Annotated in this window: 12 protein-coding genes and 1 pseudogene; 7 read left to right on the forward strand and 6 right to left on the reverse strand. The window is 74.8% G+C overall.

What is annotated here, in order from left to right:
- Nucleotides 1-5 precede the first annotated feature (5 nt).
- Nucleotides 6-305, forward strand: a complete 300-nt coding sequence (locus ACZ4UX_RS20595) for a response regulator transcription factor (RefSeq protein ID WP_465707715.1) — start codon at nucleotides 6-8, stop codon at nucleotides 303-305.
- A 109-nt stretch (nucleotides 306-414) separates the two neighbouring features.
- On the opposite strand, the gene dacB is transcribed toward ACZ4UX_RS20595, so the two are convergent.
- Nucleotides 415-2,022, reverse strand: coding sequence for a D-alanyl-D-alanine carboxypeptidase/D-alanyl-D-alanine endopeptidase (gene dacB, locus ACZ4UX_RS20600; RefSeq protein WP_465707716.1), 1,608 nt, complete (start codon nucleotides 2,020-2,022; stop codon nucleotides 415-417).
- A gap of 220 nt (nucleotides 2,023-2,242) precedes the next feature.
- Here dacB and ACZ4UX_RS20605 point away from each other — a divergent pair, with 220 nt between their 5' ends.
- From ACZ4UX_RS20605 to ACZ4UX_RS20615, 3 genes are all read left to right on the forward strand, one after another.
- Nucleotides 2,243-2,761: a MarR family winged helix-turn-helix transcriptional regulator gene (locus tag ACZ4UX_RS20605; protein ID WP_465707717.1), complete on the forward strand. Its 519-nt coding sequence runs from the start codon at nucleotides 2,243-2,245 to the stop codon at nucleotides 2,759-2,761.
- A gap of 195 nt (nucleotides 2,762-2,956) precedes the next feature.
- Nucleotides 2,957-3,421, forward strand: a complete 465-nt coding sequence (locus ACZ4UX_RS20610) for a hypothetical protein (RefSeq protein ID WP_465707718.1) — start codon at nucleotides 2,957-2,959, stop codon at nucleotides 3,419-3,421.
- 127 nt (nucleotides 3,422-3,548) lie between these two features.
- Nucleotides 3,549-4,406 (forward strand): SDR family oxidoreductase, encoded by an 858-nt coding sequence (locus ACZ4UX_RS20615; protein ID WP_465707719.1) that lies wholly within the window; start codon nucleotides 3,549-3,551, stop codon nucleotides 4,404-4,406.
- A 152-nt stretch (nucleotides 4,407-4,558) separates the two neighbouring features.
- On the opposite strand, the pseudogene ACZ4UX_RS20620 reads toward ACZ4UX_RS20615, so the two are convergent.
- The 3 genes and pseudogenes from ACZ4UX_RS20620 to sigK form a co-directional block, all read right to left on the reverse strand.
- Nucleotides 4,559-4,684 (reverse strand): annotated as a pseudogene (locus ACZ4UX_RS20620) (DUF1731 domain-containing protein); the annotation flags it as partial.
- 233 nt (nucleotides 4,685-4,917) lie between these two features.
- On the reverse strand, nucleotides 4,918-5,688 hold the full coding sequence (locus ACZ4UX_RS20625) for an anti-sigma factor (protein ID WP_465707720.1): 771 nt from the start codon (nucleotides 5,686-5,688) through the stop codon (nucleotides 4,918-4,920).
- Nucleotides 5,685-6,269: an ECF RNA polymerase sigma factor SigK gene (gene sigK / locus ACZ4UX_RS20630; RefSeq protein ID WP_465707721.1), complete on the reverse strand. Its 585-nt coding sequence runs from the start codon at nucleotides 6,267-6,269 to the stop codon at nucleotides 5,685-5,687. The genes ACZ4UX_RS20625 and sigK overlap by 4 nt, the downstream gene beginning before the upstream one ends.
- 258 nt (nucleotides 6,270-6,527) lie before the next feature.
- On the opposite strand from sigK, the gene ACZ4UX_RS20635 reads away from it, so the two are divergent.
- Both ACZ4UX_RS20635 and ACZ4UX_RS20640 read left to right on the forward strand, forming a co-directional pair.
- On the forward strand, nucleotides 6,528-8,102 hold the full coding sequence (locus tag ACZ4UX_RS20635) for a molybdopterin-dependent oxidoreductase (protein ID WP_465707722.1): 1,575 nt from the start codon (nucleotides 6,528-6,530) through the stop codon (nucleotides 8,100-8,102).
- A 59-nt stretch (nucleotides 8,103-8,161) separates the two neighbouring features.
- Nucleotides 8,162-8,857, forward strand: a complete 696-nt coding sequence (locus ACZ4UX_RS20640; RefSeq protein WP_465707723.1) for a fasciclin domain-containing protein — start codon at nucleotides 8,162-8,164, stop codon at nucleotides 8,855-8,857.
- A 79-nt stretch (nucleotides 8,858-8,936) separates the two neighbouring features.
- Here the strand turns inward: ACZ4UX_RS20640 and ACZ4UX_RS20645 are convergent, their stop codons facing one another.
- Together ACZ4UX_RS20645 and ACZ4UX_RS20650 are read right to left on the reverse strand one after the other, a co-directional pair.
- A complete protein-coding gene (locus tag ACZ4UX_RS20645) occupies nucleotides 8,937-9,278 on the reverse strand; it encodes a hypothetical protein (protein ID WP_465707724.1) in 342 nt (113 codons plus the stop codon).
- Between the two features lie 251 nt (nucleotides 9,279-9,529).
- A complete protein-coding gene (locus ACZ4UX_RS20650; protein ID WP_465707725.1) occupies nucleotides 9,530-9,949 on the reverse strand; it encodes a DUF8189 domain-containing protein in 420 nt (139 codons plus the stop codon).
- A gap of 284 nt (nucleotides 9,950-10,233) precedes the next feature.
- Between ACZ4UX_RS20650 and ACZ4UX_RS20655 the strand changes: the two genes are divergently transcribed.
- The gene (locus tag ACZ4UX_RS20655; protein ID WP_465707726.1) at nucleotides 10,234-10,848 is read left to right on the forward strand and encodes a dihydrofolate reductase family protein; all 615 of its coding nucleotides are present in this window, start codon (nucleotides 10,234-10,236) and stop codon (nucleotides 10,846-10,848) included.
- The last annotated feature ends 119 nt before the right edge of the window (nucleotides 10,849-10,967 follow it).

Here is a 10,967-nt window from a genome sequence, read left to right on the forward strand (position 1 = left end):
TTTCCATGCCCGTCGACGCCCGCCGCACCACTACTCCCTGCACCTGCGAAGGCGGCGCCCCGGCGGTGTCCCAGGCGCCGCGCGACCTCTCCGTCCTCACCGACCGGGAGTGCGCCGTGCTGCTGCTCCTCTCCACGGGGCTGGGCAACATCCCGATCGGCCGCCGCCTGGGCATCACCGAACGCACCGTCAAGAAGCACGTCTCCGGGCTGCTGGGCAAGCTCGGGGTGGCCTCACGCCTCGAAGCCGCCCTGATCGGCATCCGCCAGCACGACCGGATCTGTCGCCGCGAGGCCCGGCCCTGACCCCCACCCCGGAGGTGCCCGGGTGGGGGCACGGGCCGGGGTTCGCCCCGGCTGCGGCCGTACCCCCGCCGGTCACCGTCCGGCCGGGCCCGTCGAACGGCCTCGGGCCTCAGCCGTTGCGTGCCTCGGCCTCCTGCTGCAGCAGGCCCGCGATCCGGGACAGGTCGTTGATCTCGTCGAGGAAGCCCTCGATGTCGGGCGCGGACGCGCCGTTCACGGCCAGGTAGAAGGTGTTCAGCCGCCCGTGGCCCGCGTCGAGGTAGCCGCCCAGGGTCTGGGCGCCGACGGCGAGCCGCTGGTTGAGCCCGTCCTCGCCGACCACGCTGCCGGGCTTGGCCCAGACCTTGCCCTTGCCGGGGCAGGTGGGGCAGCCGGCGCACGCGCCGGCCAGCGAGCCGTCCACGCCGAGGATCGGCAGCGCGTCGCGGAAGCGGGTCGCCTCCGGGGTGGTCTGCCAGTAATTGAGGATGTCAGTCTCGATCCTCGGGGTGACCCGGTCGACCGGGTTTCCGCCGCGGCCGTCGAGGAGTTGGGCCTGGGTCGGGTCGATCCCGGCCCCGCGCAGGAACTCGTTGAGGACGGGGAGGCCGTCCTCGCACTGGTGGCTGCCCGCGGTCACGGCCATCAGGCAGATGGCGAGGTTGGCGCCGAGGTTGTGGCTGACCTTGAGGATCAGCTTGGCGTACTTCGCGTAGACCGGGGAGACGTAGGCGGCCACCCGCCGGGTGCCGTCGTAGGAGTCCGGCACCTTGTCGGTCGGGTTCGGCCCGGTCGGCGCGGCGGTGACCGTGACGCCCGCGCGGCCGAGCGCCTCGATCAGGGCGGTGCGCCCGAACGCGGCCGGGTCCTGCACCGGGGAGATCCGCAGGGTGGGCGGGGCGTCGGCCGCGATCGTGCCGGAGACGGTGATCCGGGTGCCGTCGGGGGAGGCGGAGACCGTCAGGTCGGTCGGACTGCCCGCCGCGACCGTCCGCACCGTCGACTCGACCTGGTACGGCGCGACCTGGGGACGCCAGGTCAGCTGCGCGCTCTGGCCCGGGGCGGTCGGGGTGGTCAGCAGGTCGATGACGTTGTCGTTGACGATCAGCGGGGTGGGAGTCGGGTCCAGGCCGGGGAAGGAGCTGAAGAGCCGGGTGTCGACGGCGACGTCGCCGTCGATCCGGGTCAGCCCGGCATCGCGCACCTGCCGGGCGATCAGGTCGAGCCCGGCCAGCGGGTCCTCGGGGGTGAGGGTCGCGCCGGGCACGTCGTTGGCGTAGGTGTGGTCGATCGGGGTGTAGGAGACCGAGCCGTCCGGCGCGGTGCGGCCACCCATGGTGAGGTCGCCCTGGCCGATCAGGACCAGGTTGCCGTCCAGGGCCGAACCGTTCTGCTGCCCGACGGCCTGCACGGGGGTGGTGAACTCGTGGTCCCCGCCCAGCGCGTGCCAGGCGCCCGAGACGCTGAGCAGCTTGGCCGTCGAGCCGGGGAGGAAGAACTGGTCGGGGAACTGGGAGTGGATGACCTCGCCGGTGGTGCCGTCCCGCTCCAGCAGTCCCCACTGGGCGTGCTCGTAGCCGGGCTTGGCCATGATGGCCCGGATCTCGGCGCTCAGCTCGTCGCCGTGCGCGGCGGCCGGCGCGGCGGTGCCGAGCGTCAGTGCGGGGACCAGCACGGTCGCGAGGCTGGTGAGGAGGGCCGCGGCCCGGACGCGCCGACTTCTGGGGGTCGAACTCATGGATCCACCTGTTCTGGGCCGGGTACCGGCGCCGTCCTGACGGTCGGACATTCCGCGACACATACCCGGGCGGTGGCCCCCGCCGGTGGGGCGGGAGCGCGGTTCACCCTCCCGCCACGCGTCCTGCCGTCACTCCGGGGTTCCGGCCGTCGGGTGGCGCCTTTCGGTGAATGCCGGCGGCTCCTTGACGGGCCAAGTCATTAGCTGCCATATTATCTGCATGACGAGGGACGGTGGCGACGGTGAGCAGCCCACGCTGGAGCAGGCCGGATGGCAGCTGCGGCACTACGGGCTGGAGGTCGATCCGCAGGCGGTGCTGGTCGCGGTGCGACTGATCTCCGCGGGCGCGAGAGTCGGCCGGGCGGCCGAGGCGCACTTCGCCAGGTTCGGGCTCTCGACGGGCCGCTACCGCCTGCTCTCCGACCTCGAAGGTCACGGGGGAGAGAAGTCCCCCTCGCAGCTGGCGGCCGATCTCGACGTCTCCAGGGCCACGGTCACCGGCCTGCTCGACGGACTCGAACGCGAGGGCCTGGTCGCCAGGCGCCCGTCCACCGATGACGGGCGCGGCACGGTGGCGGTCCTGACCGCGCGCGGTGCGCAGCGCCTTCGCTACATGGCGCCCGAGCACTTCGGGCGACTGGAGGCGATGGTGGGCGGGCTCACCGTCGAGGAACGCACGGTGTTCCTGGACCTGCTCTCCCGCGTCGTGCGCGGCAGTTCGGCGCTGACCGCCGACTGACCCCGGCCCATTCGACTGACCCGGCCCATTCGGCCGACCCCGGCCGTGGGCCGGCCCGGGCTCCCGTCCCGTGGACGGGAGCCCTTTTCACGAAGTAGTAATTAGCCAACTAATTATCTGTCCGGGGTGGGCCCGTCCGGCCGCCCGGTCGAACCCTTTCGCCTTTCGGAACCCGAACGAGAAGAAGAGGCCGACATGCCCGCAACGAAGGACCGAACCGCCCCGAGCCGGGCGGCCGCCCGGCCGTTCGTCCTGTGGCGCGAGGTGCTGACCGCCTACGCCGCTCCCGCGTTGATGGCCGGTACCGCGGGGGTGGTCACCGGTCAGGCGGACCTCACGGTGGCGGCCGTCACCTCCATCGCCGGCACCTCCGCCGTGGTGGCGCTCCTGGTCGGCGCCTGGCTTCGGCACGGCGGGCGGCCACGGCGCTGGACCCTCGCCCTGCCGCGGCTCGTGCTGACCGTGCTGCTCGTCGTCGCGACCGCCGGCGTGGCGGCGGGGCTGGGGTGGTTCGTCGCCGCATGGCTGCCGGCGCACACCGCGCTTCCCGCCGCCCCCTGGCTGCGGCGGCTGCGCATCGACCTGCCCGTCTCCGCCGTGCTCGCCACCACCATCGTCACCCTGCGCTGGCGCGGCACCGTCGCGAAGCCCCGGCCGTAGCCCCGGCCCCGGCCGTACATCCGACCGTAGGCCCGGCCGTAGCCCGGGCCCCGGCCGTCACCGCACCCGGCGGCACCCGCCGCCGCGGAACACACCAGGTATGTGAGGACACCCGATGATCGTTGTCATGGGAGCGACCGGAACCACCGGAACCGCCCTGCTCCACAGCCTCCGCGCACTCGCCGTACCCGTGCGCGCCCTCACCCGCACCCCGCAGCGGCCGCTCCCCGGCACCGCCGGCCCGCGGCACGACCGGCTCGTCGAGGTCCGGTACGCCGACGCCGGCGACCCCGACTCGCTGCGCGCCGCCTTCGAGGGCGCCGACCAGCTCTTCCTCGCCATGGCCAACAGTCCCGCGCAGGTCGCGCTCGAAACCCGCGTCATCGACATCGCCGTGGTCAGCGGCATCGGACACGTCGTCAAGGTCTCCGCCCCGGCCGCCGAGCCGGACTCGCCCGTCGCGATATCCCGCGGACACCACGCCGTCGAGGCACACCTGCGCGCCTCCGGACTCACCGGCACCGTCCTGCGGCCCTACGCGTTCATGCAGAACCTCCTGCGCCTGGCGCCCGCCGTGGCCGAGGGGGTCGTCCTCGGCGCGATGGGGGAGGCGCCCTGCAACTACGTCGACAGCCGCGACATCGGCGACGTCGCGGCCGCCGTACTCACCCGCCGCCACCTCGCGGGCGGCACCTACACCCTGACCGGACCGGAAGCCGTCTCCCACCCCGACCTCGCCGCCCGGCTGACCGCGGTGACCGGCCGCCTGATCCGGTACGTCGACCTCGCCCCGGACGAGATGCGCGACAACCTCGTCCACCGGGCCGGCATGCCCGACTGGCTCGCCGACCACGTCGTGGAGATCCAGCGACTGGCCGTCGCCCGCCCCGAGACACCCACCAGCACCGTCGCCGACGTCCTCGGCCGCTCGCCCCGCACCCTCGACGCCTTCCTGGCCGAACACCGGCACCACTTCGACCGGTAGCCGACCGCCGACTCCCGCCTCGGCTCCGGCGGGGGAGTCGCGCCCCGGGGGCCGACCACAGCGGTCGGGCCCCCGGGCCTGCGTGCCCCGAGATCCGCTGCGCGGTCCGCGCGGCGGCGCGCCGGGCGGCCGGGCCGGCCGCGTTAGGCGGCGCGGATCCGTCGTACCAGGTCGGCGGCGGTCTCCGGCCAGTGCGGGTGCTCGAAGCCGAAGCCGGCCTCCAGCAGCCTGCCGGGGACGACCCGGCGGCTCTTGAAGAGCAACTCGGTGTCCGGCCGCCGAGGCGCGCCCGGCGTCCCCGGCCCCCGTGCAGAGCGCGACGTCAGCTGCTCGAACGGCACCACCCGCTCGGCCGGCCCGCTCACCACGGTCCAGAACGTGCGCCTCCTCTGCCCGCCGAACACACCGCCGTCCTGCGCGGCTTGGGTCACCTCCTCCTGACCCGGCCGCGGGCCGGCGGCCCGGCACACCCCCTCGGCGTGCCGGGCCGCCGGCCCCGGACGGCCGTGCGTCAGGTCCGCCCCAGCCGCAGGGCCAGCACGGGCTCGCCGGTCGGCCGCACCGACCCGCCGGCGGGCTCCACCGTCAGGCCGACGGACCGGGCGCCGTCCAGGGGCGCGGTGAGCAGGAGGGCGCCGTCGCCGTCCGGCAGCAGACCGGCCGGGAGGTAGGTGCCCGCGTGGTCGAGCCAGAGTTCGTAGACGCGGCCGGGCCCGGGATCGGGAAGGCCGGTGGCGAGGAACCCGGCCCGGTTGCGGTCGGCCGACCAGACCACGGTGCCGGCACCCGAACCGGCGGTGACGGTGCTCACCCGGGCGTCCGGGGCGGTCAGCAACTCGCCGAAGGCCGCCTGCCGGGCACGCAACTCTTCGGCGTCGGAACGCGCCCGCCGGGCCTGCTCGTGCTGCTGCACGACGAGGACCCCGAGCGCGCTGGTCGCGGCCAGCGAGGCGGCCAGGGCGAACCGCGGCCAGCGGGCCCGCCGGCGGACGCCGGGCGGCGCGACCCGGGGCACGGCCGCGCCGGTGTGCCGGGGGAGCGGCGGCAGCTGGTGTTCCCGCTCCAACCGGGCCAGCAGCGCCGCCCGCAGTCGCGGCGGTGGCTCGACCGCCTGGGCCGTACCGAGCCGGCTCAGGGCCGCGGCGAAGCCCGCCACCTCCTCCCCGCAGCTCTCGCACCCGCCGAGATGGGCCTCGAAGGCGTCACGTTCGTCCGCGTCGAGGGAGTGCAGCGCGTACGCGCCGGTGAGCAGGTGGAGATCGCTGTCGGCGGGGGCGGTCATGATCCGGCTCCCAGGCAGTCGCGCAGCCGGATGAGACCGTCGCGCATCCGGGTCTTGACGGTGCCCAACGGGGTGCTCAGCCGTTCGGCGACCTCCCGGTGGGTCAGGCCCTGGTAGAACGCCAGCAGGACGGACTCGCGCTGCAGATCGGTCAGGCGCCGAAGGCATTGCCGGACCTGTTGTCGCTCCATCCGGGTACCGGCTCCTTCGGCGGCCTCGTCGAAGGGCGTCTCCCGGCTGCCGGCGGCCACCGTCCGGTCGCGGTCGGCCGCCGCCTCGCAGTGCCGGACCCGGTCCACGGCACGGTGGTGGGCGATGGTCATCACCCAGGGCAGTACTTCGCCGCGCAGCGGGTCGTAGCGGGCCGCGCCGCGCCACACCTCCAGCATCACGTCCTGCGTCACCTCCTCCGACTGGGCCTCGTCCCGAAGGATCCGGCGAACCAGGCCGAACACCGGGCCGGCCACCGCGTCGTACAGCCGGGCGAACGCCTCGTGATCACCGGCGGCGACGAGCGCCATCACCGCCTTGAGGTCGCCCGGCGGCTCGGAGCGGCCGGGCAGGAAGGCGACGGCGGTCACCTGCCACGCCCCCGCGATCCGCAACTCCGGTGACCGGCCGGGCGGATGCACCGGCGAGGCGTACCGGCCGGACGGTCGCGTGCGGCAGGCACGGCGACCGCCCGGGCCTGGTTCGGGGCTTCAGGAATGTCGTTCATCGGTCGCACGGTATTCGCCCCCGGCGGGCCGGCGGATTGCCTTCGGACGGATCCGGTCGCCTCCCTCACCCGATCGAGTGAACCCGGGCAACGGACCCATCCGCGGCGCCGAGCCGACCGAATGGGGAGTGTGAGCAACGATGTGACCACCCGACGCGCCGGGCGCCGCGACCGTGCCGGAGCGCTGCCGGCCCTGATGGCGTTCGGCGCGGCCGCCGCCTGCGCGGCCCTCGCCGTCGGCGAGACGGCGGCCGCGTTCCTGCGCCCGCAGGCGGCCCCGGTGATCGCGATCGGCTCGGCCGCGATCGACCTCGCGCCCACCGCGGTCAAGGAGTGGGCGGTGCGCTCCTTCGGCACCTCCGACAAGACCGTGCTCCTCACCGGGATCTACACCGTCATGGCGCTGCTCGCCGTCGCCCTGGGGCCCGTGGCGGCCCGCCGTCGCGCCGCGGCCGTCGTCCTGCCGGCCGCCTTCGGCGCGCTCGGCGGCTGGGCGGCACTCGCCCGCCCGGGCGCACGGCCCGTCGACGCCCTGCCCTCGGCGGCGGCCGCGCTGGCCGCCGCCGCCGTCCTCCTCGTCCTGCTGCCCCGCCGGACCGCCGGACGACGGCCCCCCGTCCCGGGCAGTCCGGGGCGCCGGGAGGTCCTGACCGCGGGCGCCGTCGTCGCGCTCTCGGCCGGTCTCGGCCCGGGCGCCCGGTACCTGTCCGACCGGCGGACCGACGTCGGCGCCGCCCGCGCGGCCGTCGTCCTCCCGCCACCGGCCCGCCCCCTGCCGCCGCTGCCGCCCGCCGCCGGGCCACGGATCCCCGGACTCCCCCCGCTGCGCACGCCGACCGCCGATTTCTACCGCGTCGACACGGCCCTGACCCTGCCCCGGATCGACCCGCGCGACTGGACGCTGCGGATCCACGGCCTGGTCGACCGGCCCCTGGAACTGTCCTTCGACGAGCTGCTCGCGCTGCCGATGGAGGAACTCGACCACACCCTGACCTGCGTCTCCAACGAGGTCGGCGGCCCGTACGTGGGCACCACCCGCTGGCTCGGGGTCTCGCTGCCGGGCCTGCTGCGCCGGGCCGGTGTGCGGACCGGCGCGGAGCAGTTGCTCGGCCGCTCCGAGGACGGCATGACCATCGGCACGCCCGTGGCGTCGGTCCTGGACGGCCGCGCCGCCCTGCTGGCGATCGGCATGGACGGCGCGCCGCTGCCCGTCGAACACGGCTTCCCGTGCCGCACCGTCGTCCCGGGCCTCTACGGCTACACCTCCGCCACCAAGTGGCTGGTCGACCTGGAGGTCACCACCTTCGCCGCCCGCGACCCGTACTGGGTGCAGCGCGGCTGGGACCGCACCGGCGAGGTGCGCACCGCCTCCCGCATCGACGTGCCCGCCGCCTTCGCACGGGTGCCGGGCGGGGACGTCACCGTCGCCGGCACGGCCTGGGCGACCCACCGCGGCGTCGCCGCCGTCGAGGTCCGCGTCGACGGCGGGCCCTGGCAGGAGGTGGTGCTCGCCGCCGACGCCGGGCCCGACGTGTGGCGGCAGTGGCACCACACCTGGCGCTCGGCCGCGCCCGGTACGCACCGCCTGGAGGTCCGCGCCACCGACGCGACCGGGGCCGTCCAGGAGGAGACCCGCAGACCACCCTTCCCGGCCGGGGCGACGGGCTGGCACAGCACCGTCGTCACCGTCCTGTGAACCGTCCGACCCCCGCTCCGAGCGGGACGGCACCATCCAACCGAAAGAGAAAGAAACCGATGACCACCATCCTGCGCCGCAAGCCCGTCACCGCCCTGCTCGTCGGCGGCGTCCTCGCCGCCACGCTCACCGCCTGCGGGGGCGACGACAGCTCCACGGCGGCCGGCCCGGCGCCGACCGCGGCGGCCGCGACCACCGGGGCCGCGAACCCGGTACCCGTGCCGGACTCCCCGGCCGCCCAGAGCACGGCCGGGGCGAGCACGGCCGGACAGGCGATGACCGGGCAGCCGTTCGGCGCCGCCTGCACCGCCGTCCCCAAGGACGGCGCCGGCTCCTTCACGGGCATGGCCGCCGACCCGGTCGCCACCGCCGCCTCCAACAACCCGCTGCTCTCCACCCTCCTCACCGCGGTCAAGAAGGCCGGTCTCGTCGACACCCTCAACTCCGCGAAGAACATCACCGTCTTCGCCCCCACCAACGACGCCTTCGCCAAGCTGCCCAAGGCCGACCTCGACGCCGTCCTCGCCGACAAGGACAAGCTCACCAAGATCCTCACCTACCACGTCGTCCCGCAGCGCCTGGCCCCGACGGCCCTGACCGGCGCGCACAAGACCCTGGAGGCCGACGAGGTCACCGTCACGGGTGCCACGCCCGAGTTCGCCGTCAACGGGTCCGCCAAGGTCCTCTGCGGGAACGTGCAGACCGCCAACGCCACCGTCTACATCGTCGACACCGTGCTGATGCCCGCCTCCTGACCCTTCGTCGCCCCACCGACCGCGGTCCCCGGCCCCATGTCCCAGGGCCGGGGACCGCGTCCACCGGGCGAACCGCCCCTCACTCCTGCGGCCCGGCCTCCAGCGCGGCCCGCAACGCCCCGGCGACGACCATGACACCCAGGTCGACGACGACCCCCTCGGCGTCCCACACCCCGCGGTCGGTGATCATCAGGCCGATCAGGGCCAGGTCGCCGGCGTCATTGCGCAGTTCGTACTCCGCGATGCTCTCCTCGCCGACCTCGCCCAGCTCGTCGCGGTCCCAGGCGGCGACCGCCGCCTCGGCCACGGAGCGCGGCAACCGCACGGTGATCCGATCGACCTGGGGATCGAGATGGGCCCCGATAGCCGCCAGCACGGCACGGTCCTGCTGGTACCTCACGTACTGTTCGCGATCTTCCATGGGGCCGAGCGTACCCAGGCCGATCCGGGTCCCGGTGCGGAAGCCGGTGAACGTCGGGGCGGTGGCCCTCCGGGAGACCGCCCGGCAGCCGAAACGACGAACTCCACGCCGGCACCGGGCGGGGAGATCGTCGCCAGGGCACGGCCGACGGCGCGATGTCACGACGACGCGGCTCGGCCACGGCCCTGCCGCGGCTCGCCGCCGACGTCGACCCGCGCTCGAATGCCCGACGGGCCGGGGAAGTCGGGGTGCTAGGCGATCCGGGCCCAGGCCGTCCAGCTGCCGTTCGCGGCGTGGTCCCGGGCCCAGAGGCCGCCGTCCGAGCCCCTCGCGGCGATCTCGAACTGGCCCCCGCCCGTGTCCGAGGCGATGATGCCGACGCCACCGATCAGGTAGCCGCCCAGGGACGTCCAAGCGGTCTTCTTGCCGGCCGCGCTGCTCGAACGCGTCCACACGGCGTGGTCGGTGCCGATGACGAACACCTGTCGGCGACCGTCCCGGTAGTCGTACTCGGCCAGGCCGGGCTGGCCGAACTCGCCGCCGCAGAGGTACTCGCCGCCCCAGGCCGGGCTGGTGCAGTGCATCGGCTCCGCCACCGCGCTGGCGGGCGCGGCCATCGACGCGACACCGGCGAGAACGGCGGCGGCCACCGCCGTCTTGATCTTCTTCACGGGTACTCCTCAGTAGCGCGGACCGGAGCCGCCCGTCCGGCGGACGGCTTCCTCTGTCGAGGTGACGGCTGCTCAGGTCCGAGGGGTTCACCGGGCCTTCGCGGGGTGCGCGTTCGCGCAACCGCACGGTGCCGTCGGGGCAGGCCGTGGCCCGCCTCCCCGCCGGCCGCCCGCCCGTCCCGGGTCGGCGAACCCCGAGCGCGTCCTGTTGAGGGCGAGTGGCGTGCGTCACATACTGCGGCCATGACGGATGAGTTCAGGCGGCAAAAGGAGTCCACCTCGACATGACACGAATCATCGCGGACATCTCGGTCTCCCTCGACGGCTTCGTCACCGGACCGGACCCGGGCCCGGACAGCGGGCTGGGCACCGGTGGCGAGGCGCTGCACACCTGGGCGTTCTCCGACGACCCCGACGACCGTCGGCTCCTGAGCGAGGCGACCGGCCGTTCGGGCGCCGTCATCCTCGGCCGCCGGCTCTTCGACCTGGTCGACGGGCCGCACGGCTGGGACGACGAGACCGGCTACGGCGCCGGGGAGGTCGGCAAACCCGCCTTCGTCGTCGTGACGAGCTCGCGGCCGGAGTCCGTCCGACTCGGCGCCCTCGACTGGACGTTCGTCACCACCGGTCTGCCCGATGCCGTCACCGCCGCGCGCCGGCACGCCGAGGCGGCTTCCGCGAGCAGCGGCCGGGACCTCGACGTCGTCCTGATGGGCGGGGGCGCCCTGATCCGCTCGGCGCTGGACGCCGGCCTGGTGGACCTGCTGTCGCTGCACCTGGCCCCCGTCCTGCTGGGCGCCGGCACACCCCTGTTCACCGGCGCGGTGCCGCGCACCCTGGTACAGCGGAGCGTCCTCGCGACATCGACCGCGACGCACGTGACCTACGACGTCCACTGACGGCGCGATCCCCAGGTCGCCCGGCCGGCCGCGATCTCGGCACTGGTCAGCCTGGCCCTGGGCGAGGTCGTCGCGTACCGCGAGGAGAAGTCCGGCGCCCTGGTACAGAACGTCGTCCC

Source organism: Kitasatospora sp. NPDC028961, from assembly GCF_055564815.1.